Source organism: Sphingomonas sp. QA11, assembly GCF_028473665.1.
GTDB lineage: Bacteria > Pseudomonadota > Alphaproteobacteria > Sphingomonadales > Sphingomonadaceae > Sphingomonas > Sphingomonas phytovorans.
Map to the genome: position 1 here is coordinate 2048054 of NZ_CP098774.1, position 22689 is coordinate 2070742.

The 22689-nt window shown below is 65.1% G+C and carries 19 protein-coding genes and 2 pseudogenes; 4 read left to right on the forward strand and 17 right to left on the reverse strand.

Going from position 1 to position 22689, the window contains the following annotated elements; genetic code table 11:
* Window positions 1-36: 36 nt before the first annotated feature.
* From NDN01_RS09355 to NDN01_RS09425, 16 genes and pseudogenes are all read right to left on the reverse strand, one after another.
* Entirely contained in the window at window positions 37-789 is a 753-nt protein-coding gene (locus NDN01_RS09355) for an FkbM family methyltransferase (protein ID WP_272627124.1), read from the reverse strand.
* Between the two features lie 517 nt (window positions 790-1306).
* Window positions 1307-1774 carry a glycosyltransferase family 2 protein gene (locus NDN01_RS25970; protein WP_443025219.1) on the reverse strand — a complete coding sequence of 156 codons (468 nt, stop codon included), beginning with the start codon at window positions 1772-1774 and terminating at the stop codon, window positions 1307-1309.
* Window positions 1758-1895, reverse strand: a pseudogene (locus NDN01_RS09360) (IS5/IS1182 family transposase); the annotation flags it as partial. The pseudogene NDN01_RS09360 and the gene NDN01_RS25970, both read right to left, overlap by 17 nt.
* Before the next feature lie 18 nt (window positions 1896-1913).
* Window positions 1914-2977 (reverse strand): IS630 family transposase gene (locus NDN01_RS09365; protein ID WP_272628134.1). Its coding sequence is split into 2 segments (ribosomal slippage): window positions 1914-2483 and window positions 2486-2977, totalling 1062 coding nucleotides; the frame shifts between segments, so codons are not numbered across the junction.
* 93 nt (window positions 2978-3070) lie between these two features.
* Window positions 3071-3244: pseudogene (locus tag NDN01_RS09370) on the reverse strand (IS630 family transposase); the annotation flags it as partial.
* Window positions 3245-3422: 178 nt separating this feature from the next.
* A complete protein-coding gene (gene trxA, locus NDN01_RS09375; protein ID WP_272627125.1) occupies window positions 3423-3770 on the reverse strand; it encodes a thioredoxin TrxA in 348 nt (115 codons plus the stop codon).
* Between the two features lie 49 nt (window positions 3771-3819).
* A complete protein-coding gene (gene addA, locus NDN01_RS09380; protein ID WP_272628136.1) occupies window positions 3820-7260 on the reverse strand; it encodes a double-strand break repair helicase AddA in 3441 nt (1146 codons plus the stop codon).
* Window positions 7241-10210 (reverse strand): double-strand break repair protein AddB, encoded by a 2970-nt coding sequence (gene addB / locus NDN01_RS09385; RefSeq protein ID WP_272627126.1) that lies wholly within the window; start codon window positions 10208-10210, stop codon window positions 7241-7243. Before addB ends, addA begins: the two co-directional genes overlap by 20 nt.
* Window positions 10203-10964 (reverse strand): nucleotidyltransferase family protein, encoded by a 762-nt coding sequence (locus NDN01_RS09390; protein WP_272627127.1) that lies wholly within the window; start codon window positions 10962-10964, stop codon window positions 10203-10205. The genes addB and NDN01_RS09390 overlap by 8 nt, the downstream gene beginning before the upstream one ends.
* Window positions 10961-11932, reverse strand: a complete 972-nt coding sequence (locus tag NDN01_RS09395; protein ID WP_272627128.1) for an aminoglycoside phosphotransferase family protein — start codon at window positions 11930-11932, stop codon at window positions 10961-10963. Before NDN01_RS09395 ends, NDN01_RS09390 begins: the two co-directional genes overlap by 4 nt.
* Window positions 11929-12369 (reverse strand): tRNA (adenosine(37)-N6)-threonylcarbamoyltransferase complex ATPase subunit type 1 TsaE, encoded by a 441-nt coding sequence (gene tsaE / locus NDN01_RS09400; protein ID WP_272627129.1) that lies wholly within the window; start codon window positions 12367-12369, stop codon window positions 11929-11931. The genes NDN01_RS09395 and tsaE overlap by 4 nt, the downstream gene beginning before the upstream one ends.
* Before the next feature lie 7 nt (window positions 12370-12376).
* Window positions 12377-12676: a CcdB family protein gene (locus NDN01_RS09405; protein WP_272627130.1), complete on the reverse strand. Its 300-nt coding sequence runs from the start codon at window positions 12674-12676 to the stop codon at window positions 12377-12379.
* Window positions 12676-12930, reverse strand: coding sequence for a type II toxin-antitoxin system CcdA family antitoxin (locus NDN01_RS09410; protein WP_272627131.1), 255 nt, complete (start codon window positions 12928-12930; stop codon window positions 12676-12678). The genes NDN01_RS09405 and NDN01_RS09410 overlap by 1 nt, the downstream gene beginning before the upstream one ends.
* A 157-nt stretch (window positions 12931-13087) precedes the next feature.
* A complete protein-coding gene (locus NDN01_RS09415; protein WP_272627132.1) occupies window positions 13088-15442 on the reverse strand; it encodes a sensor histidine kinase in 2355 nt (784 codons plus the stop codon).
* Between the two features lie 126 nt (window positions 15443-15568).
* On the reverse strand, window positions 15569-16990 hold the full coding sequence (gene ahcY, locus NDN01_RS09420; protein WP_272627133.1) for an adenosylhomocysteinase: 1422 nt from the start codon (window positions 16988-16990) through the stop codon (window positions 15569-15571).
* 135 nt (window positions 16991-17125) lie between these two features.
* Window positions 17126-17686 carry a YqgE/AlgH family protein gene (locus tag NDN01_RS09425; protein WP_272627134.1) on the reverse strand — a complete coding sequence of 187 codons (561 nt, stop codon included), beginning with the start codon at window positions 17684-17686 and terminating at the stop codon, window positions 17126-17128.
* A gap of 162 nt (window positions 17687-17848) precedes the next feature.
* Here NDN01_RS09425 and NDN01_RS09430 point away from each other — a divergent pair, with 162 nt between their 5' ends.
* From NDN01_RS09430 to NDN01_RS09445, 4 genes are all read left to right on the forward strand, one after another.
* Complete coding sequence (locus tag NDN01_RS09430) at window positions 17849-18328, forward strand: peroxiredoxin (RefSeq protein ID WP_272627135.1); 480 nt, start codon at window positions 17849-17851, stop codon at window positions 18326-18328.
* A gap of 121 nt (window positions 18329-18449) precedes the next feature.
* Window positions 18450-18653: a hypothetical protein gene (locus tag NDN01_RS09435; RefSeq protein WP_272627136.1), complete on the forward strand. Its 204-nt coding sequence runs from the start codon at window positions 18450-18452 to the stop codon at window positions 18651-18653.
* A gap of 110 nt (window positions 18654-18763) precedes the next feature.
* Window positions 18764-20218: an AMP nucleosidase gene (locus NDN01_RS09440; protein WP_272627137.1), complete on the forward strand. Its 1455-nt coding sequence runs from the start codon at window positions 18764-18766 to the stop codon at window positions 20216-20218.
* 152 nt (window positions 20219-20370) lie between these two features.
* Window positions 20371-20703, forward strand: coding sequence for a hypothetical protein (locus tag NDN01_RS09445; RefSeq protein WP_272627138.1), 333 nt, complete (start codon window positions 20371-20373; stop codon window positions 20701-20703).
* A gap of 129 nt (window positions 20704-20832) precedes the next feature.
* Here NDN01_RS09445 and NDN01_RS09450 read toward each other — a convergent pair whose 3' ends face one another.
* The gene (locus NDN01_RS09450) at window positions 20833-22671 is read right to left on the reverse strand and encodes a M2 family metallopeptidase (RefSeq protein WP_272627139.1); all 1839 of its coding nucleotides are present in this window, start codon (window positions 22669-22671) and stop codon (window positions 20833-20835) included.
* Window positions 22672-22689 lie beyond the last annotated feature (18 nt).

Consider the following 22689-nt stretch of genomic DNA (forward strand, 5'->3'; position numbering starts at 1 on the left):
ATGTGCCGATTGCTATCGCCGTGAGTGTCCGACGCGCTAATTGCGATCGATGAGATCGCCCAGGCGCTTGTTGACAAACAACACGTCGCTTTGGTCATAGGCGTTCGGCAGATGGCTGTCGCCCAGCAACTCGAACCCATAGGAGGCAATCAACTCCTTCATTTCGGGCGCCAGCTTCTGACCAGACCAGAATTCTTTCCATTCCACCTCGGCACGAAGAAAGAGCGTCTTCTTCAGAACCTCCTGAGCACCAAGGAGAACCTTGTCCAAAGCGCCTTCCACATCGATCCACAAGGCAAATGTATTGCGCTTGATTATGTTGGCTCCAAAGCTCGCATCCAATGTCGAGCAAGGCACGGTTACGGCAGTCGATGCCACTCCATCGGTTCTTGGGAGAATGGAATTTGCAGCCCGTCGCCAGTCGTTGGCTTCGCCGGCATCCAGTACGTTGAAGGTGATCTCTCCGTTATAGTCGGAGATGGCCCGATGGTTGATGCGAAAATTCGGCAGGTTAGCGAAACGCTCGCTATCGAGATAGAACTGCTTGTAATTGCGCGGGCTCGCTTCGAAAGCGACAACCGTGCTTTCCGGCATGGCGGCCGCAAATCGATAGCTTTCGTCACCATTGAACGCGCCTACATCACATATGTAGCTAGGCTGATATATCTTGCAGTGGCTGTCGAATATGTCGCGCAGGAGATCGTCCCGCCCACTCATCCGTTGGAAGGGGATATTTGGATCCTCTGTGACGGCACCGTTATCCACGCTATCGATGGCAGCATCACTCATGAATTATCGTCTCCAAGCAGGCTTTGGGTGCGACCTAGCATTGTTCACAAGGGAGGGGAATGAGGCGGCACCGAAAAATTGGGCATGGCCCAGGCACTGATCCGACGAGAGGGATCGAGGCGACCTCGTCGACGTGGGCAGGCCTCCGACAGAAAATATCGATTAACCTATTGATATTAAATCTTCGTGTTTAGTTGGAATGAGGCTTGGCCCGGACGAGGATTTTCGCTCCTTCCATCGTCGATCTTTCGTCGGGGGAGGGAGAGGCACGCAGTGCATAGTATGGGCGGGATTTGCAGGCGCGATCCCGACCTCGGCGGACCTGCCCTTATCGCGACATGCGGCGGTGAATGCCATTGGCAGGGACCAAGCTTTGGCGCGTTTCAGCGTCGGCGGGCCGTGGAGAATCTATTGTCGATGATTCCCGCCCGCATAGCCTCGCCCATGAATAGGACATATCGTACAGTATCCATATTATCGAGTTGGGATTCATCGGACACGAATTCAGTTTACGGAATTACGATAAGATATTCGTGTTTTTCTCGAGAGCATTCACGCCCACCTCCACAAAATCATTTATGACCATATCTTCGACATCTATCGTCAGAATGTATTTTACGCGCGCTTTGCGAATGCCAAAATTTCGTGCAGCGGAAAGGCCTATATTTGCCAGGCACCGAACTATGTGGATATCTACGCGACTCGAGGATTTGCCGATGGAGTCCAAGACGGATTGGCTATGTCGATCCGTCGAACAATCATCGACGACAATAATTTCGATCTTCGAATAGGTTGACGCCAGAACGGAATCGATCGTTCTGTGTCTATATTCCCCCATGTTGAAATGGGGGATGATGACGAAAACCAAGGGCTTCTCGTCATCCGACCATTCACTCCTTACTCGCTTCGGCGTGACGGATGTCCAATATGGCGTTGAGCTTGCCTTATATCGAAGGGGAGACAGCAGCCTAGGTCGTAGACTCATTAGCGCGAAGCCAAAGCCGAATTGAGGCGAGCCGGACCATGGCGAGGAAGTTGTCCGCCAGCTTGTCGTAACGGGTGGCAACCCTGCGGAAGTGCTTCAGTTTGGAGAAGAACCGCTCGATGATACCAGCCTGCATTGATCATGACCTACGGGTCCATTTGCGGCGTCCGATGGTCATGATGCGCCATGGCTGATCGACGAGCTTGTTCCAGGCTTCGCAGCACTGGTCGACGATGTTGTCGTAGGATGTGAAGACGCGGTTGGAGAGCCAGTTATCGCGCATGAACTGCCAGATATTCTCGACCGGGTTGAGCTCAGGGCATTTGGCCGGCAGCGCGATGATGCTGATATTGGCGGGCACATCGAGCTTGCCGGTCATGTGCCAACCGGCCTGATCCATCAGCACGACCGCGTGAGCCCCCGGCGCGACGGCGAGCGATATCTCGGCCAGATGCAGCGACATTGTTTGGGTATTGCAGAAGGGCAGGACCAGCCCTGCGGCCTTGCCTTCCTCCGGGCAGATCGCGCCGAAGATATAGGCTGATTTCGTGCGCTGATCCTTTGGAGCCGAGGGTCGTGTCCCGCGCCGCGCCCAGCGCCGCGTGATCTTGTTCTTCTGACCCACGCGCGCCTCGTCCTGGAACCATATCTCTATTGCCGCGCCCTTGGGGAGGCTTGCTTTGACCTTTGCCAACTCGGCGGCGAAGCCCCCTTTTTGAAGTCCTCCATGGCAAGTTCGTTCTGAGTATGATGGCGAGGCCGCGCGGTCAGCTTAACGTAGCCCAGCTTCCTCAACTCCCGACCCACGGTCGTTTCATCGAGCGACACTGCGAACTCGTCATGGAGCCACTGCGCCAGATCGATCAGCCGCCAGCGAACGACGCCGTGGATTGCCGGGATCGGGCCGCGCTCGACCGCCTCGACCAGCGCCCGCCGTTGGGCGTCGTTGAGCCGGGAACGGGCCCCGGGGGCCTTGCCATCAAGCAGGCCGTCCGGCCCGTCGGCGTTGAACCGCACCACCCAGTCGCGCACGATCTGCAAACCCACCCCGCCGATCCGCGCCGCGGCCGTCCGGCGGCCGCCATCGTAAATCTCGGCCAAGGCCAAAAGCCGCCGCGCCTGGTTCGCGCTCTTCGACCCTCGCGCCAACCGTCTCAGCGCAGGTCCGTCAAAATCATCCCGCAAACTGATCGCCGTTCCCATGGTCGCGCCCTCCAAAACCCAGCGCGCCATTGATTCAGACTTTCAGCAGCCTGGGAATCCCTCTCGTGAGTCAGCATCATCGCAACCTGGTATAACGCCCAGTTCCGCTGCCACTCGCTTGCTTTGCGGGCCATCGGCGCAGCGCAAAACGATACGGCAACGCTCCGATAGCGAGCGCGTCACCCGATGGCGTCGTACCTGCCCCTCCAGATAGTCGCGCTCATCCGCCGTCAAAATCAGGACCTCAACAGGCCGACCTCGCCCCATCTCGCTTGATCCCGTCGTTCAGACAGGATCAGCATACAATGTAACTTACTTCAGTTCCAGATGACTAGAGCATCGTGCTCGAAATCAGCGCCGCCAGTTTCGGATCGTCCGGAGCGGGGGTCCTGACAGACTCATTCTATGAAAAGGGTCGCACGAACCGCCGTGCGACCCTTTTCCGTCAATTGGCCGCAGTGCTGACTGACGAAGCGAGTTCCCCTTCGAGCCAAGCCTTGATCCGGCCCTTGGGCTCGGCACCGACCTTGGTCGCGGCGGGGGCCCCGTTCTTGAACAGAATCATCGTCGGGATACCGCGCACGCCGTAGCGACCCGGGGCATCGGGATTGTCGTCGATGTTGAGCTTGGCGATGGTCACCTGCTCACCGAGTTCCTCGGAAATCTCCTCCAGGCTCGGGCCGATCATCTTGCACGGCCCGCACCACTCTGCCCAGAAATCGACGAGCACCGGCTTGTCGGAACTGATGACGTCGCTGTGGAAGCTGTCGTCGGTGATCTGCTTGGTCGCCATGATGGAATCTCCTGTGTTGCGCGCAATCTAGGGACCGGGGGCCCGGCACTCAAGCGGGCAGGTCGTAGCTTTGCTGGGGTGCGGCATAGCCCGGCTTGTGGCGATCGAGGACCGACGACGGCAAGCCAACCAGTGTCGGACCCGCCGTGTAGAGCAATGCCGCCTCGATCTCCCGCCCGGGAAAGATCACGCGCAATGCCTCGACATAGGCCGCCATCTGGCGCGCATGATAGGGCGGGATATCGTCCGGCGTCTGTGGGATCTGCCGTCCCGTCTTGTAGTCGATCACCTGAATCAACTCCGGCGTCACCAGCAGCCGGTCGACCGTGCCGGATACGACCAGCCCCTCGCCGACCACCGCCGCGATAGGCGCCTCCGCCAGCGACTCCGGCCCGAACAGGTCGGCAAAGCGAGGATCATCCAGCACCTTGAGCACGGTTTGCCCGATCTTCGCCCGCGCGACAGGATCAGCGACCGCACCGACCCGCTCAAGCCAGCGATCGGCCGCGCCCTCGCGGCTCGCGCGCGACACCGACGGCAGGCGCTCGAACAGCGCATGGATCAGCCGCCCGCGATCGGCGGCGGCGCGCATCGCAGGCGTCGGGGGCGGATCGGCCACGGCATCCTCGCCCAATGACGATGGCGCGAGCGGGCGCGGCGGGCGCGCCTCGACCGGCGCGCGCTCCTGAGTCCAGCCGGGGAGCGAGACATCCTCTTCCTGTTCCGCCGCTTTCCGGCCCGAAACGGCGACCGCCTTTTGCGGCACGATTCCAGTGAAGCTCCGCGCATCGGGCGACGGTGCGACGCCCAGCGCGGTCATCGCGCGGTCGGCGGCGGCATACCAGCTCGATGGCGGCGGCTCGCCCTTGGCAAGCGGCCCCAGCGCCCCGGCGACGACCAGCCGTTCCTCGGCCCGCGTCGCCGCGACATAGAAGAGCCGCCAATGCTCCTCCAGCTCCCGCTGCGCATCCGCATCGAGCACGTCACCGAGCGGCCCGCTGCGTTCGCTAGCACGCGGGCGGAAGATCGGCAGCGCGTTCGCCATCCCCTCCGGCGTCCAGTTGAGCGTCGAGCGCGGCGAACGCGTCGGATCGACCGCCGCATCGGCCAGGATCACCAGCGGCGCCTGCAATCCCTTCGCGCCGTGCGCGGTCATCACCCGCACCGCGTCGAGCGGCGCTGACGGATCGCGCTTGATCTCCACATCGCCGCGATCGAACCAGTCGAGGAAGCGCTGCAGCGACGGCGTACCGAGCGATTCGAAATCGAGCGCTGCGTTGAGCAATTCCTCGATCGGATCGCGCGCTTCCTGCCCCAGCCGCCGGATCAGCTTGCGCCGCCCGTCGAGCGACCCGGACAGCATCTCTTCGAGGAACTGATAAGGCGTGGCGATATCCGCCCGGTCGAGCATCCTGTGCAGCGGATCGAGCGCCTCGCGCGGCTGGGTGCGCGACAGATGCCGCCACAGGCTACCGGAGTCGCGCGGCGCGGCCTGCATCAGCCGCTCCTGGCTCCAGCCGATCAGCGGCGAGACCAGCAGGCTGGCGAGCGACAGATCGTCCCCCGGCTGCAACACGAAACGGATGGCGGCGAGCAGGTCCTGCACCGCAAGCGGCGCGTTGAGCCGCAACCGGTCGACCCCCGCGACCGGCACGCCCTCTGCATAAAGCCGCGCCACGATCAGCGAGGCCAATTCACCGCGCCGCTTGACTAGGATCATCACATCCTCGGGGCGCAATGCCCGCCCCTTGCTTTCCAGCATCAGCGTGCCGATCCACGCCTTGATCTGCTTCGCGATCTGGCTGGCGAGCGCTCGGGTCGAATCGGCGATCCAGCCTTCCTCATCCTCCTCGCTGCCGCCGGCGACCGTCAGCGGCCACAGGGTGACGGTGCCGGGCCCCTGGACTTCACTGGCATGCGGCTCGCGCTCGGCAATGGTGCCGAGCCCTGGTTCTGGGATCGCCTCGATCGCCGCATCGACGAACTCAAGCACCGGCAGGGTCGAGCGGAAACTGTGAGTCAGCGAGAGCCGGTCGAAACGGAGCCCCTCCCCGTCCGGCCCCTGGGCGTCCTCGGCCAGCCCGCCGAAATGCCGCTCGGCGGCCTGGAAATAGATCGGGTGCGTACCCTGGAAGCCGAAGATCGCCTGCTTGTAGTCGCCCACCGTGAACAGGGTCCGCAGCCGCTCGTCATGCGCGCCCAGGCCGGCGAAGAACTCGTCGGCCAGCGCGCGGACGATCGACCATTGCTCGGGATTGGTATCCTGCGCCTCGTCGATCAGGATATGCTCCGTCACCTGGTCGAGCTTGTAGCGTACCCATTCGCCCATGCCGGGCTGGCCAAGCAAGTCGATCGTCGCGCGGATCAGGTCGTCGAAATCGACCCCACCGATGCGCCTTTTCGCCCGGGCATAGGCCGCCGCATAATCACGCCCCACGTCGAGCGCGTCGGCCAGAAGGTCGGCATAGACGGCGCGGACTCGCAGATCGAGCAGCTCCGCGCACCAGGTGTAGAGCCCGCTCGCCAGTTCGGGATACTCTTCCTCTTGCGGCGCCTGCCCCTTGGCGAAGGAGCGCATGCCGCCATCCGCCTTGGCCCAGACCTTGTGGAGATCGACGAGCGCGGCGGCGCGCTCAACGACCGGTTTTTCAAGCCAGCCATAGATGATCCCGGCGCGTTCGACCCCGCTCTTGGTACCCCAGCCGCTGTTCATGCCGCCGATCGAGTCGAGCGCCTCGTGATCGACCATATCATCGCCACAAGCACTCAGGATCACGCTCTCGATATCGCCCGTCGGCAGGTCGAGCGCGCGGCGGAGGAACGGGCGCAGTCCGTCGCCGCGCGGCAATTCCTCCATCGCGGCCGGCGCTCGGCCACAGGCGCGCAGGAAATTCTCCGCCTCGCCCTCGCCAAGCCGCACGCTCAGCCGGCCGATCGTCTCGATCGGCTTCGCCCTGCCGTCGCGGTCCGCCTCGACCAGCATCTCCGCCAGCGCCTCGCGCGCCAGCACCGATTCCTCGCGCTCTTCCAACGGACGGAAACCCGGCACCAGCCCGGCCTCGACCGGGAAGGCGGCAAGCAACCCCTGGCAGAAGCTGTGAATCGTCTGGATGCGCAGGCCGCCGCCGGGCGCGTCGAGCACCTTGGCGAACAGGGTGCGGGCATAGGCCGTGCGGCGTGGATCGAGATGATCCTCGCCCAGCGCATACAGGTCCTTCTTCAGGTCGTTCTCGGGCATGCGCACCCAGGCGGCGAGCCGGGCGCTGATCCGCCCCGCCATCTCTGCCGCGCCGGCCTTGGTGAAGGTCAGGCACAGGATCGCGCCGGGATCGACCCCGCGCAGCAACAGGCGAAACACGCGCGCGGTCAACACCTGCGTCTTGCCCGTGCCGGCCGAGGCCGACAGCCAGACATGAGCATCGGGCGCGCTCGCGGCGGCCTGATTGCCCTTCAAATGCGGAAGGGGCCGGTTATCCGCGCTCACGGCCATACCATTCGTCACGGCGCATCAACTGATCATAGTCGGCATAGGGTGCATATTCGGGGTGGAGCTTGGCGGTGAATGCCTCCCCGCCGGTCAGCCAGGCCGCGACCGCCTCGGTGAAATGATGCGCCGCCAGCGCGGGAAAATCTTCCGGCCGCACCTTTTCAGCCTTGCCCGCCGGGTCGACCGGCGAGGTGATATAGCCGAAACTGTCGTTGCGCTTGCCCAGCGACCAATATTCGAAACCACGTGCGTCGCCGTTGATTCCCTCGAACCCGCCCCGCTCGGCGATCAGGCCGAGCAGGCCAAGTTGCAGGCTGAACCCGGCGCGCACCGAGGCGGGCGACGGCGCCTTGCCGGTCTTGTAGTCGATCACCGCCAGCGTCCCGTCGGGCATCCGGTCGATCCGGTCGAACTTGCCGGTCAGCGTCACGCCAGCGATATCGATCCTTCCCTCGCGCTCGACCGCAAGCACCTGCCGGCCCAGCGAACTCCCGCGCGCGATCTCCGCCGCGATCCAGTCGATCGCCTCCATCAGCCGCGGCTGCCACAGCGCGCGCATCATCGGATGAGTGCGCTCGTCGGCCAGCATCGCCAGCGCGCGCACCCGCAGGGTGTCGGGCGCACACTGGTCCTCGCGTGCCCAGACCTCCAGGATTTCATGCACCGCCGTCCCACGCCACGCCGCGCTCGGATCGGCATCGACCGGGTCGAGCGCCATCAGCCGCAGGATGCGCTTGGCGTAAAAGGCATAGGGGTCAGCCTTCAACCGGTCGACATCGGTGACGGCGATTCGTTTCGGCCGCAGGATTGCCGGGGGCGAGGGCGCTGGCTGGTCCGCCGGTTCGTGCATGCCCGGATCGTCCAGCGCTCTCGTCCAGCGCTCCAGTGTCCGCGCCCGCTCGAAACGTTCTCCGGCCAGCGCCTGCAATCGCAGCCAGAACCGCGAGGCGATCGCTGGCTGGCTCGCATCGCGTCGCGCCCGCGTGATCAGCGCCTGCGGCGCGCCTAGCGCGCCGGCGAGATCATGCGCTGACACACCGATCCGGCGCTCCAGCCCCGGCAGGCCAAGCTCCGCCCGGATGCGCGGCGCGAGCCACGGGTCGGGCGCGGGCTGGCCGGGCCAGACGCCCTCGTTCAGCCCGCCCAGGATCATCAGGTCGGCGGTCTGCAACCGCGCCTCGATCAGGCCGTAGATCGCCAGACGCGGATGGCCGCCCTGCGGCGGCCGCACCGCGACCTCATCCATCAGCGTCTTCAGCAGCGGCGCAAGACTGGCCGGTTCGACACTCGCCGGCCCGGCACTCGCCTCAGCTTCCAGATCGGCCAGCAATTCGGCCGCCGCGCGCCCCGCCGGGCCGCTCCACAGCGCATCGCCGCACAGCGCCTGGGCGGTCTCGCGTAGCGCCGCCACCAGCGCCGCCAGAGGCTGCGCGTCGTCCTCGAACACCGTCTCGATCGGCGCCAGCAGCGCGCGCGCGTCGGGCCACCATGCCAACGCTTCGCCGAAGAGCCGCCGCTCACGTTCCGAGGGCGTGGCGAGATGGTCATCGATCCCCGCGAGTCCGGGCGCCGGCCGCGGCCCCCGCAACACGCGGTCGAGTGCGCGGGCGCCATCCAGCCACGCGCCCCGCGCCTCGCCAAAGCGCACCAGCGGATGCTTGAGCAATGTCAGCAGCGCCAGCGGGGCGAAACGCTGGGTCGCGGCTTCGGCAAGCGCGGTCAGCAACGTGCCCGAAGGCAGGATCGACAGCGGCCGCCCGGCTGAATCGTCGATCGCGATCCCCCAGCGCGCGACATGAGCCGCGACCCGACGCGCCAGCGCGCGATCGGGTGTCACCAGCGCCGCGGTCCTCCCGGGGATTTCCAGCGCCTTCCGCAGGGCAAGCGCGATCGCCTGCGCCTCCTCGGCAGGCGTGGCCAGTTCGGCGGCGGCAATGCCCGACAAACGGCGATCCTCGGCGTCGAGCGAGGTCCATTTGCCCGTAAACTCGGCGGGCGCGAGCGCGTTGGCGATGGCCCGGCCCCGCGCCGCGGTGGCATCATGGCCCCCGCCGTCTCGCCAAAGCGAGAATTCGCCGCGGTTCACCCCCATCCGGTGCAGCAGCAGCTTAAGATGGAATTGCGGATGTGTCTCGATCGACCGGCGGCGGAACCCGGTTACCGGATCGGGCTCATGCGGCCCCAGTGCCTGCCATTCCTGCTCGTCCATGCCCGTCGCGAGATCGGCCAGCACCACCATGCCGTGCGGCAACCCGGACACGCGCCGCAGCAGCGCCGCCACCGCCGGCGCTGAATCGGTAATGCCCGCCGCGCACACAAAGCCCGGCGGCGGGATATTTTTCCACCGCTCGGCTAGTCGATGCAGCAACCGCCCGCGCCGGTCGGCCAGGTCGATCTTTCCCAGCCGTTTCAATTCGCCCGGCCAGCGGTCCAGCACGATCCCGAACAGGGCCAGCGCCCGGCGCCAGTGATCCGAGAGTTCCTCGCTCAATTCGAGGTCGCGCAGCTTCGTCGGCGCCACTTCCTCGACCAGTAGCTGGTCAAGCGTCCGCGCGAGATCGCCCGCCAGCCGGACAGCCTCAGCCGCATCGACTGGTTGGCCGCCTCGCGATCGCTCCTCAGCGACCAGCCGGGCCAGAATCATCCGGCGCTGGAGCGGGGCCACCGCCGGGGGGACCGGATCGCCGTCGTCGGCCGGATCGAGCGCAGCCCCCGTCGCCTCGTCCAGGTCACCGATCGCGACCAGCCGTGGCAGCAGCAATCCTCCCTGGCTCGCCCGCACGAACGCATCGGTCATCGCCCGCTTGGCGCGATTGTTGGGCAGCAACACCAGCCCGCGCGCCAGCCCCAGCGATTCCCCGCCGAAGCGCCGGATCAACCCGGCGGCAAGCGCGTCGGCAAAGGCCCGGTGCGCAGGAATGGTGAAGAGTGCCGGTTTGACGGCCTCAGCCATCAGCGAGGATCGCCTCGGTCTGTCCTATCGCGGCGGGTGTGCCCACATCGAACCACAGCCCCTGGTGGACAAGTCCATAAGCCCGTCCGGCCGTGATCGCACGTTCCCAGAAGACCATCGTGGAGAACGGTCCCTCGGGCCAATCCCTGATCACGCGCGGCGACAGGATCTGAACGCCGGTATAGACGAAAGGCGCCGGTCGCCCGGGCTGGCGCCGCCTGGTGATACGGCCGTCGGGCGCCAGGTGGAAATCGCCTTGCCCGCCATGATTATAGGCCTTGGCGAATGGCACCATGAGGAGCAGCGCGTCCATCTGCGCATCGTCCCACCGCGCCGCGAGCAGCCGTATCGCATCCGCCGGCCCGTCGATCCACAGATTGTCGCTGTTGATGACGAGGAACGGCTTGTCTCCGATCAGGTCGCGCGCCTGGACGATGCCGCCCCCTGTCTCCATCAGCCTATCCCGCTCGTCCGACACCGCGATCTCGATGCCCTTCACCCGGTTCATCAGATGCGCTTCAAGCGCGTCGGCCAGATAATGGACGTTGACCACCGCCCGCTTCACGCCGGCCGCGCGCAGCCGGTTGAACACATGGTCGATCAGCGGCCGGCCGGCGACCTCGACCAGCGGCTTGGGCCGAGTCGCGGTGAGCGGCCGCATGCGCTTGCCCAGCCCCGCTGCCATCACCATCGCGGTCTCAGGAATCTCGCCGCCCGGGTCGGGACGGATCGCAAGGGTACGCTTGGTCGTCATTGGCCGGAAATCACCATCGGGTCACCGCGCATGTCGGCAGGGATATTGGCATCGAACCAGGTCTTCACCGGCGCCAGCGCCGGATGAGAGAGGTCGCGCTCCAGATAGCGCCAGACGCGCGGACAAAGTGCCGCATAGCGCAGCTTGCCGTCGCGCTTCCAAAGGCGGGTGAAGATGCCGGCGATCTTGGCATTCCGCTGCGCGCCAAGGACATGATAGGCAATGTCGAAATCCTTTCCGGCGCCGGTGATCCGCTTGTAGCGGTCGAGCATGACGCTTTCGAGCGCCGGGTCGACGTCGCGCCGCGCATCCTGCAGCAGCGAGACGAGATCATAGGCCGGATGCCCCGCCAGCGCGTCCTGGAAGTCGAGCAGGCCGAGCGTGTCGCCGCCGCCGATCAGCATCAAATTTTCGGAATGATAATCCCGCAGCACCGTCACCCGCGGCCCGGCGAGCACGGCATCGAACACCGCATCCCATGCCGCATCATACCCCGCCTGGTCGGCCGCGATGCCGACCGCCGGGCAATACCATTCCGTCAGCAGGCTGGCCTCGCGGTGAAGCACCGAGCGGTCATAGGGCGGGAGCGGTCCCGCCTCGTGCGCGCGCAGTTGAACCAGGATGTCGATCGCCGCTTCGTAGAGTCCGGTCTCACGCTCCGACAGGTCGTCCGCCGTCTCGCGCAGCCGCACGTCGCCGAAATCGTCGAGCAGCACGAGGCCTCGCTCCAGATCCGCGCCGTGGATCACCGGCGCGGCAAAGCCCCGCTCGCACAGCCAGCGCGCGATCTCGATAAAGGGTCGTGGGTCCTCCTCCGGCGGTGGCGCGTCCATCAGGATCGCACTGCGATCGCCGTCGACCACCCGGAAATATCGACGGAACGAGGCATCGCCCGCCACCGGCAGGATATCCGCCCCGCCCCAGCCATTCGCCGCGAGAAAAGCGGCCGCCGCAGCCGGGGGAATCATATCTGTCGCCATCGCGCCTTCCATGCCGCCGGCACCTGCGCTGTCAAGGCGCGGGTGCCATCGGGTTCGATCGTGAGCGCCAGCGCCAGCGCCTCGGGCCACATGCCGGGCGCCCGTTCGGGCCATTCGACGATCAGCAGCGAATCGGACAATGCCTCATCGAGCCCCAGTTCCTCGATCTCATCGGGCTCGTCGATACGGTAGAGATCGACATGCAATACGGGTATGCTCACCTCGGGCGGCGCATAGGGCTGCACGATCGCGAAGCTCGGGCTCGGCGCCTCGCCCTCAAGCCCCAGCGCCGCGAGCAACCCACGCGCGATGCTTGTCTTTCCGGCGCCGAGGGGGCCGGTCAGCGTAATCACGTCGCCGGGCCCGGCAAGCGTCCCGAGACGCGCACCCAGCAACTCGGTTGCGGCGGCATCCGCAAGTGTCATCGTCATCTCAATAGCCGGTCAGGAGCATGTCGATGGCGTTCATGATGGTAGACTGCTCCTCCACCAGCGACGTGACACGTTGACCGATCAATCGGACTGGGATGGTGGCGGCCGACTGAGTCGCCATGATCACGCTCCGCCCCTCTACCTCGAAGGTCGGATTCAGCCGGGCGAACGTCTTGTGGAACATGGATGCCGGCAACAAGGGCACGACAAAACGACTGTCCAGTTCGTCAAGCACATCCGCCTGGCAATCGAGCAGCAATTCGTCACTATCTTTCGGTCGATAGACATCGAAGCGCGCCATCAGAATTGACGGAAGCGCTCAAGTGGCAACCCATGCTCTGCGACATAGGCGTTCCATTCGGCGGTCGCCTCGCGATTCTCTTCCTTCCAGCGTCGCCCGCGCTCCTCGGAGATCTGCTTCGCCAGCCCCTCTTCGCAGGCGCGCGAGATATTGATGCCCAATTCCTTGGCATCCTCGATCATCGTGGAATCGAGCGAGATATTAGTCGGCCGCCTGAACGGCACCTTCGCGTCACGAACGGTGGATCGCGTCATCAACAGCCTCCAGATTATGCGCATATAATATGCGCATAACCATGCACATACAAGCTTGGCCATCGTGCTGAAAAGTGGATACCGGTTTCCAGCTTCCCACGATGCGACAACAAATATCTGGAGCAAGCAGCACGATTCCGATTTCGGACTGCTTGCTCTAACGCCGCCGCAGCCTGACGGTGATGAGGGTTCCCTCGCCCGGTTCGGACACCAGCTCGATCGTGCCGCCATGCGCCTCGACGAACTGCTTGGCGAGCGGCAGGCCAAGTCCGAGCGACCGTTCGCCTCCGCGAGTCACGCCGGGCTCCGCGAAGCGGTCGAACGCATGCGCCACGGCCTGCGGAGTCATGCCAGCGCCGTCGTCCGACACAACGATCCGCGCCGCGGCCGCGGTCCCGTCGACATGGAGCAGGATTCGCCCGCCTTCCTCGGCCCCACTCACCGCATGGCGCAACAGATGCTCGATCACCTGCCGCAGCCGCTTGGCGTCCCCCTTCATGCCGCCGGTCGAGGGCAATATCTCTACCGCGAAATCCAGCTTCTTGCGGGCGGTGAGCGGCCGAATCGTCTCGGCCGCCTCGCGCGCCACCACATCGAGATCGACCTCGAGCATTTCCAGTGCGGGCGTACGACCCTCATTCTGCGTAAGATCGAGCACTTCGTCGACGAAGAAGCCAAGCCGCTCGACCGATTCCAGGATCGCCCCGACATAGCCGTGCGCGTCCTTGCTCAGCTTGCCGGCATAGCCCTCGGCCAGCATCTCGGCGAAGCCGCTGATGGAGGTGATCGGCGTGCGCAATTCATAACTCATATTGGCGACGAACGCGGTCTTGATCCGGTCGGCTGCCTCGAGCGCCTCGTTGCGGTCACGCAGCGCGCGTTCGATCCGGCGACTGTCGGAGATGTCGAGCATCGTGAACAGCCCGTTGCCGTCGGGCAGCGGCACCGCCGCCAGTTCGAAGAAGCGCCCGTCGGCGAATTCAAGCTCCCCGCCGCGCTGCTGTCGCTCCACCGTCGCCGCGCGCACCAGATCGCCGATCAGCGATGCCCGCGCCGGCTTGGCAAGCTGCCGCGCGGCCGCGTCGGCCAGCGTGTCGACGCCCGGATGGCCCGTCAGGAACGCCTCATCGAACCCCCACAGCGCGCGGAACTTGTTGTTCCACAACTGCAGCCGCCCATCAGCCGCGAACACGCCCAGCGCCTCATAGAGATTGTCGAACGTCGCCGTCCGCACCCGCAGCAGCGTGTCGCGCGCGCTGGCGAGCTGGACCTGTTCGGTACGATCCTCGAAGATCAGCAACAGCCCGCCGTCCGGCAAGGGCTGCGCGACGACGCGAAGATGCACGCCACCCGGCAGATGCCATTGCTCCTCGATCGCGCCGCTCGCCTCGAGGAACCAGTCGCGCCGCTCCGCCTTCCAGCCCGGAAAGTCGCGCACCTCGGGCAGGCGGTTGGCCTCGCGCATCCGTTCGAGCACGCGATCGAATTCAGGCCGATCAGCGAGCCATTCGCTCTTCATCGCGAACAGTCTGCGGAAGGGCTGGTTGCAGAAGGCGAGCGTCCGGTCCGGGGCGAACTGCACGACTCCGGCGGAGAGCCGGTCGAGCATCGCGCGCTGCGCATCGCCGAAGCGCTTGATGCCGCTGCGCGCCTGTTCCAGGTCTTCGATATCCACCGCGAAGCCGGCAACACCGCCGGTCGGCAACGGCACGTCATAGACGCGCAGCATCCGCCGCATGGTGCGGATCGTCGCCGGCATCGTCTGCATCTGCGGCTTGCCCGTGTCGCGCGCGATGACCGCGCTCGCCAGCGGCCCGCCGACGCCCGATCCCTCGACCAGTTCAACGCCGCGCCGGATCACGTCGGCGGCATCGGGTGCCTCGACCGCATCGACATAGGCGGAATTGACCATCGCCAGCCGCAGGTCGGGGCCGCGATACCACATCGGCAACGGCGCCGCCTCGATCAGGCCGGTCAGCGCATCGAATGCCGCCAGCGCTTCGGCCCCCTCCTCGCCGAGCCGTGCGATCTCCGCCTCGCTCTCGGTTGCGTCGAAGACCCACAGGACGACACCGCCCGGCGCCTGCAGGTCGCGGGGCGCCCGTGTTCCCCTGATCATCAGCGCCCGGGATGATCCACGCGCCCGGATCGCCCGTGCGAACGGCCGCCCCGCCTTCTGCGCCGCGGCGACATCGTCCGCGATCGCGCGCGAATCCTCGGCGGTCAGCCCACCGTCGCGCCCGGCCAGATCATCGAGATATCGCGGCGGCGGCGATATCCCCAGCCAGTCGGCCAGACGATCGGGCAGTTCGAGCCGGCCGTCAGCCCGCACGATCATCGCCAGTGCCGGCGCTGAGCCGATCAGCGCTTCAAGCCGCGCATTGGCCGCCAGCGTTGCCGCGGCGTCGCGACGCGCGCGAAGCCCGAGATACAGCAGCCATGCCGCCGCAATGACGAACACTGCAAGAACGCATCCGGCAATTGCCGCAGCGCTGGCCGAAAGTCCGATCACCGCGCCATCCCGTCACTCATGCCCGATCCATAAGCCAGTCCTGCGCCTCGCGGGAAGCCTTAACGGCACCGGCCGCCGCGACGTTGGTCGCGACGGCCGGCTGGACATGGTTTTTTCGATCAACGATCAGTAACGATAATGGTCCGGCTTGAACGGACCCTCGACCGGCACGCCGATATAGCTTGCCTGCTTATCGGTCAGCTTGGACAGCTTCACGCCAAGCTTCTCCAGGTGAAGCGCCGCGACCTTCTCGTCGAGATGCTTCGGCAGGACATAGACGTCGTTCTTGTACTTCTCGCCGGCCGTCCACAGCTCGATCTGGGCGAGCGTCTGGTTGGTGAAGGACGACGACATCACGAAGGACGGGTGGCCGGTCGCGCAGCCCAGGTTCACCAGGCGGCCCTTGGCGAGCACGATGATCTGCTTGCCGTCCGGGAATTTCACCAGGTCGGTGCCCGGCTTCACTTCGGTCCAGTCATAGTTGCTCAGCGCGGCGATCTGGATCTCGCTGTCGAAATGGCCGATGTTGCACACGATCGACATCGGCTTCATCGCCTTCATGTGATCGGCGGTGATGACGTCGGCATTGCCGGTCGCCGTCACGAAGATGTCGGAACGCGTGACCGCTTCTTCCATCGTCACGACCTCGAAGCCCTCCATCGCCGCCTGCAGCGCGCAGATCGGATCGACTTCGGTCACGAGAACGCGCGCGCCGCCGTTGCGGAGCGACTGGGCCGAGCCCTTGCCGACGTCACCGAAGCCGGCGACGGTGGCGACCTTGCCGGCCAGCATCACGTCGGTGGCACGACGGATCGCGTCGACCAGCGATTCCTTGCAGCCGTAGAGGTTGTCGAACTTCGACTTGGTCACGCTGTCGTTCACGTTGATCGCCGGGAACGGCAGTTCGCCCTTCTTGGCGATCTCGTACAGGCGGTGAACGCCGGTGGTCGTCTCTTCCGAAACGCCCTTCAGGTTCTTGACCGTCTCGGTCAGATAGCCCGGATACTTGGCGAGGAATGCCTTCAGCGCGCGCTGGAACTCGACTTCCTCTTCATTCTCCGGCTCGCCCAGGGTGTGGCCAGCCTCGATCTTGGCGCCCCACAGCGCGAACATCGTCGCGTCGCCGCCGTCATCGAGGATGATGTTGGCGGTGGTGCCGTCAGTGTCGGCGCCCCAGTTGAAGATGTCGCCGACATAGTCCCAATAATCGGCCAGGCTCTCGCCCTTCACGGCGAACACCGGCACGCCGGTCGCGGCGATCGCCGCCGCGGCATGGTCCTGGGTCGAGAAGATGTTGCAGGTCGCCCAGCGGACGTCGGCGCCGAGCGCGGTCAGCGTCTCGATCAGCACCGCGGTCTGGATCGTCATGTGCAGTGATCCGGTGATGCGCGCGCCCTTCAGGGGCTGCGACGCGCCGAACTCCTCGCGGAGCGACATGAGGCCGGGCATCTCGGTCTCGGCGATGTTGATTTCCTTGCGGCCGAAATCGGCGAGGCCGATGTCTGCGATGACATAGTCTTGAGCGCGGTCGGCAAGTGCGGTGGCCACGTAGTGTCTCCGGATAGGCGAATGGATGCGCGCCACATAGGGCGGGAGCGCCGCCAAATCAAATATAAAGATGTCTTTATATGTTGAGTCGCGATTGAGTCACTTGAGTCACTGCGCGCGCGGTTGGCCGAGGGATCAGGCCGTCCCGGTGCTGTTCGCCAACAAGCGCGGGTCGATCCCCGCCTCGGCGAAGCCCAGCTCCCAGCGCGTCGCCGCATCGGTATCGTAGAGCAGTTCGATATTTCCCGTCACGTTGAACCAGCCATGTCGGGTCAGTTCTTCGTCGAGCTGCCCCTCGCCCCAGCCGGCATAGCCAAGCGCGACCAGCCACCGGCTCGGCCCGGATCCGTCCGCGATCGCCTTCAGCGCGTCGATCGTGCCCGACAGGGCCCAGCGCCCGGCGACGTCGATCGTGTCCAGCCCGCTCCAGTCGCCGGAATGCAGCACGAAACCGCGGCGCTGTTCGACTGGCCCGCCCGAATGGACGGGCGCGTTCGGCGCAACGCCCGGCTCGATGCCGAATTGCGCCAGCACCTCGTGCAGGCCGAGCCCGCGAATCGTCTGGCCGATCCCGATCCCGATCGCGCCCTTGGGATCATGCGCGCAGATGGCGATCACCGCGCGTTCGAAGCGCGGATCGCCGATGCCTGGCATCGCGAGCAGGAGCTGCCCGGTAAGATTCGTCGCTTTGTCCATCAGCCGCATCATAACCCAGCCATCGGCGCTCGCCACGCTTGAAATCCGCCCCCGTCTGCACGAGGTAAGCGCAATCGCGGCTTCGCTGCGATCGATCAGGCCGCAGTCCGCGGCATCTACGGCAACAATGCGCGCCCCAGGCGGCTCCAGGAGGATTCCAACATGACCATCAGCGTCGGCGATCGGCTGCCCAGCACCACTCTCGTCAAGGCGACAGCCAGCGGCCCGGAACAGATCAGCTCGGACGATTATTTCGCGGGCCGCAAGGTCGCGCTGTTCTCGGTACCTGGCGCCTTCACGCCGACCTGCTCGGCGAAGCACCTGCCCGGCTATCTCGACAAGGCCGAAGACCTGAAGGCCAAGGGCATCGACGAGATCGCCTGCACCGCCGTCAACGATCCGTTCGTGATGGGCGCCTGGAGCAAGGCGAACGACGCCGATGCGGTGACCATGCTCGCCGATGGCAACGGCACCTTTGCCGAAGCGGTCGGCCTGACGATGGACGGTTCCAAGTTCGGCCTCGGCAAGCGTGGTCAGCGCTACTCGATGGTCGTCAATGACGGCGTCGTCGAGCAGCTCAACGTCGAGGCCCCGGGTGAATTCAATGTCTCGTCGGCGGAGCATATGTTAAACGAACTCTGAGGTACGAGACTCGGGTCGCAACTCGGCGGGGCGCGGACGGGCAACGATCCGTCTCCCCGCCGGGAACTCGCGGGTTGTCCCTGGCGTTTCCCCGGGCCAGCGATGACCAAGGAGGTATGCAATGACCGACGAAACCAACACGCGCGCCGCAGCTGAGGAGAAATCATTCTTCGAACGCGCCCAGGACGCCATCGAATCCGCGGTAGAGTCGACTGTCGAGGCGGTAAAGGAACACCCTGCGGCGGCGGCCGCTATCGCAGCGGGCGCCACCGCTGCCGTCGCTGGCGCCGCCTATGGCATCAGCAAGCTGCGCGAGGACGATTGATCCTGACATTTCCGGGCAGGGCGCCGCCACGGCGCCCTGTTTCTTTTCCGCGATTGCTGCCGGCCTGCCGCTGACTTGCCAGAGTCATGTGCGTGCTTTAGCCACGGAGGATGACGACTGCCTCCGATATCGTCGCCCAGCTCGATACGCTCTACCGTGCATCGGTCGAGCGGCTGCAAGCGGCCCTTACCGCCTATCTCACTGACGGCGCTGTCCCCTCACCCGATGCCCGCCACGACGGCAGCTTCGCCTATCCCGAAATCCGGTTGCGCTATCACGGCGGCGAGGATCGCCCCACGCCGCTCCGCTCCTTCGGTCGCCTTGTCACGCCAGGCGAATATCGCATCAGCGTCACCAAGCCGGCGATCTTCGCCGACTATCTGACCGAGCAGCTTACCCTGCTGATCGAGGATTATGACGTTGTGGTCGAGGCTGTGCCCGGCCGGCAGGAAATCCCCTTTCCCTATGTCCTGGACGCCGGCCACGCGATGAGCCTGGACGAGGTTTCGGCGCTCGATCTCGCGCGCCATTTCCCGGCCACCGAGCTCGCCTATATCGGCGACGAGATCGCCGACGGTCTCTATATCGATGCGGACGGCACCCGCCCGCTCGCTTTGTTCGATGGATTGCGCACCGATTTCTCGCTCGCGCGTCTGCGCCACTATACCGGCACCCCGCCGGAGCATGTCCAGCGCTACGTGCTGTTCACAAACTATCACCGCTATGTCGACGAATTCGTCCGCTGGGCCTGCGCGCAGCTCGGACCTGACGAAAATGGGAAGCCGAGCCGTTTCACCGGCGTTTCCGGTGCAGGCGGCACATTGATGCGCGCCGGCGACGATGTCGAGGCAATGCTGGCTGACAGCAGCGCCTGGCGCCGTCACCAGATGCCGGCCTATCATCTGATGGCTGACGATCGCACCGGCATCACCCTGGTCAATATCGGCGTGGGGCCGTCCAACGCGAAGACGATCACCGATCACCTCGCGGTCGTCCGGCCCGAGGCATGGATGATGATCGGCCATTGCGGCGGCCTGCGCCCCAGCCAGCGGATCGGCGACTATGTGCTGGCCCATGCCTATCTCCGCGACGATCATGTGCTCGACGATGTCCTGCCGCCGGAGATCCCGGTCCCGGCCATCGCCGAAGTCCAGCTCGCGCTCGCCCGCGCCGCTGAAACGGTCTCAGGCCAGTCGGGAGAAGAACTGAAGCGTCGCCTTCGCACCGGCACGATCGTCACGACCGACGATCGCAACTGGGAATTGCGCTATTCCCGGTCGGCGCTGCGCTTCTCGTTGTCGCGCGCGGTCGGGATCGACATGGAATCCGCGACCATCGCGGCACAGGGCTATCGCTTCCGCGTACCCTATGGCACCCTGCTCTGCGTATCCGACAAGCCGCTTCACGGCGAGCTCAAGCTGCCGGGCCAAGCCAATCGCTTCTACGAACGCGCGATCAGCGAGCATATGCGCATCGGCATCGAGGCATGCGAGGAACTACGGCGCGAAGGCGCCAAGCTTCATTCGCGCAAGCTGCGCGCCTTCAACGAGCCGCCCTTCCGGTAAGCTGGGGCGGCGCAGCGTACTCAAGGCGCTTGAGCACCGAAGCCCAGGGAATCGCGCTTTGCAGGCTGATATGGGCTTGATGTGGACCGGCCCGAGGAAACCCTGCGCGTTTCGTGCGTTACGGCTGCTCACTATTTCCTGAGGAGCATGTGATGGCCACCGCCGCAAAGAAGCCGACCGCCCCCCGCAAGCCCGCGGCCGCTCGCAAGCCTGCCGCGCGCAAGGCACCCGTGCGCGCCAAGAACGGTACGTTCGCTGGCAAATCGACATCGCGTTGGGGTACCGCTGCGATCGTCGGCGGCGTCGCCGCGGTCGGCGCCGCCGCGACCGCCGCGCTCTACGCTTTCCGCGACAGGCTCCCGGTCGACTTCGACACGCTGCTGCACCGTGACAGTGCGCATCAGGCGGACGGCACTGATTCCTCGGCTTCGTTCGAGGCTGGGATCGCTGACGAAGGAACGATTCCTACCCGCACTCGCGCCTGAAACTCCTCCCTTCGGGAGAATAAGGGACGGATGAAGGCGACCAGCGCGGGGACGATCACAGGCATCAGCCTCACCCTCCGGTCGCTACGCTCCTCCCTCTCCCGCCGGGAGAGGGAGGAAGCTCACAACTCACCAGCCGGTCGGCTTGCCCTTGTTCTGCTCGTCGAGCCACGCCTTGAGCGGCGCGAAATATTCGACCATCGCCTGGCCCGACATCTCGCGCGATCCGGTGAATGCTTCAAGCGCGTCCGGCCAAGGCTTGGACTGGCCGAGCTTCAGCATCGCGTCGAGCTTCGCGCCGACTTCCTTGTTGCCGTAGAAGGAGCAGCGATGGAGCGGCCCCTTCCAGCCGGACTGGTCGCACGCCGCCTTGTAGAACTGGAACTGCAGCACCCGCGCGAGGAAATAGCGGGTGTACGGGACGCTTGCCGGCACATGGTATTTCGCGCCCGGATCGAACTTCGTCTCGTCGCGCGCCACCGGCGGCACGATGCCCTGATACTGCAACCGCAAGGCGTTCCAGGACGCCTCATAGCCTTCGGGCTTGATCGATCCGGAGAACACGCCCCAGCGCCATTTGTCGATCAGCAGGCCGAACGGCAGGAACGCCACCTTGTCCATCGCCTGCTTCAGCAACAGGCCGATATCCTTGTCGGCGCTCGGTACCTTCGCCTGGTCAAGCAACCCGATCTTGACGAGATAATCGGGCGTGATCGACAGCGCGACGAAATCGCCGATCGCCTCATGGAAGCCGTCGTTCGCGCCGTTCAGATAGAGAAAGGGCTGCTTGTTATAGGCACGCTGGTAATAATTATGCCCGAGCTCGTGATGGATAGTGACGAAATCGTCGCCATTCACCTTGGTGCACATCTTGATGCGGATATCGTCCTTGTTGTCGATATCCCATGCCGACGCGTGGCAGATCACTTCGCGGTCGGCCGGCTTGGTGATCTGCGACCGCGCCCAGAAAGTCTCGGGCAGCGGCGCAAAGCCGAGCGACGAATAGAATCCCTCGCCGGTCTTCACCATCTTCAGCGGATCATAGCCTTTTTCCTTGAGCAGTTCGCCCGTGTCGAAGCCGAGATCGCCGGCCCCCTTGGGAGCGACCAGATCATAGATGTTGCCCCATTCCTGCGCCCACATATTGCCGAGCAGGTCGGCGCGGATCGGCCCGGTCTTCGACTGGACGGCATCGCCATATTTCTCGTTGAGCTTCCAGCGGACATAGGTGTGGAGCGACTGGTAGAGCGGCTCCACCTGCTTCCACAGCGTGTCGGTCATCCCCGCGAAAGCCGCCGGATCCATGTCGTAGCCGGAACGCCACAACGCGCCCGTATCCTTGTAGCCGAGCCCCTGAGCGCCCTCGTTCGCGATCGAGACCATCCGCTCGTAGTCGCCGCGCATCGGCGCGCCGACATTGTCGTGCCAGCTGACCCACATCTCCTTGAGCTTGGCCGGATCGCGCTCGGTACCCATCGCCGCCTCGATGTCGCTGCCGTTGATCGGCTTGCCGTCGAGTGTTCCCCTGCCCTTGCCATAGCCGGACGACATGCGGGTCACCAGCGTCGACAGCGTGTCGGCCGCGCCGGCACGCGTCGGCGCCGGCAGGGTGATGGCGTTGCGCAGCAGGTTCAGCTTGCGCCTGGTATCAGGAGAAAGGCCTGCGACCTTGTCGTATTTTGCTGCCTCAAGCGCCGCATTGACCTGCATTTCGGTCTGCTGCGCGTTGGCGCGCGCAGCGATCGCGTCGGTATCGTCGGTGATATAGGTCGCGTTGACCCAGCCGACCTGGTTCGCCGTCACGGAGAAGTCGGCAAGCGCCTTCTCCGTCCGCTCGACAAAAGCATCGGCGTCGGCGGCGGTGACCTTCGACTGGGCAGCGGCGGTTTTCTTCGGGCTCTGGGCGAGCGCCGGCGTCGCGGCGAGCGACAGGATCAGGGCAAGGGTCGAAATTCCGGAACGGATCATGCGGCGAGTCCTCGATAT

Coding starts and splice junctions, on each gene's coding strand:
- NDN01_RS09355 (WP_272627124.1), bottom strand. CDS start 789: ATGAGTGATGCTGCCATCGATAGCGTGGATAACGGTGCCGTCACAGAG.
- NDN01_RS25970 (WP_443025219.1), bottom strand. CDS start 1,774: ATGAGTCTACGACCTAGGCTGCTGTCTCCCCTTCGATATAAGGCAAGC.
- trxA (WP_272627125.1), bottom strand. CDS start 3,770: ATGGCGACCAAGCAGATCACCGACGACAGCTTCCACAGCGACGTCATC.
- addA (WP_272628136.1), bottom strand. CDS start 7,260: ATGGCCGTGAGCGCGGATAACCGGCCCCTTCCGCATTTGAAGGGCAAT.
- addB (WP_272627126.1), bottom strand. CDS start 10,210: ATGGCTGAGGCCGTCAAACCGGCACTCTTCACCATTCCTGCGCACCGG.
- NDN01_RS09390 (WP_272627127.1), bottom strand. CDS start 10,964: ATGACGACCAAGCGTACCCTTGCGATCCGTCCCGACCCGGGCGGCGAG.
- NDN01_RS09395 (WP_272627128.1), bottom strand. CDS start 11,932: ATGATTCCCCCGGCTGCGGCGGCCGCTTTTCTCGCGGCGAATGGCTGG.
- tsaE (WP_272627129.1), bottom strand. CDS start 12,369: ATGACACTTGCGGATGCCGCCGCAACCGAGTTGCTGGGTGCGCGTCTC.
- NDN01_RS09405 (WP_272627130.1), bottom strand. CDS start 12,676: ATGGCGCGCTTCGATGTCTATCGACCGAAAGATAGTGACGAATTGCTG.
- NDN01_RS09410 (WP_272627131.1), bottom strand. CDS start 12,930: ATGACGCGATCCACCGTTCGTGACGCGAAGGTGCCGTTCAGGCGGCCG.
- NDN01_RS09425 (WP_272627134.1), bottom strand. CDS start 17,686: ATGGACAAAGCGACGAATCTTACCGGGCAGCTCCTGCTCGCGATGCCA.
- NDN01_RS09430 (WP_272627135.1), top strand. CDS start 17,849: ATGACCATCAGCGTCGGCGATCGGCTGCCCAGCACCACTCTCGTCAAG.
- NDN01_RS09435 (WP_272627136.1), top strand. CDS start 18,450: ATGACCGACGAAACCAACACGCGCGCCGCAGCTGAGGAGAAATCATTC.
- NDN01_RS09440 (WP_272627137.1), top strand. CDS start 18,764: ATGACGACTGCCTCCGATATCGTCGCCCAGCTCGATACGCTCTACCGT.
- NDN01_RS09445 (WP_272627138.1), top strand. CDS start 20,371: ATGGCCACCGCCGCAAAGAAGCCGACCGCCCCCCGCAAGCCCGCGGCC.
- NDN01_RS09450 (WP_272627139.1), bottom strand. CDS start 22,671: ATGATCCGTTCCGGAATTTCGACCCTTGCCCTGATCCTGTCGCTCGCC.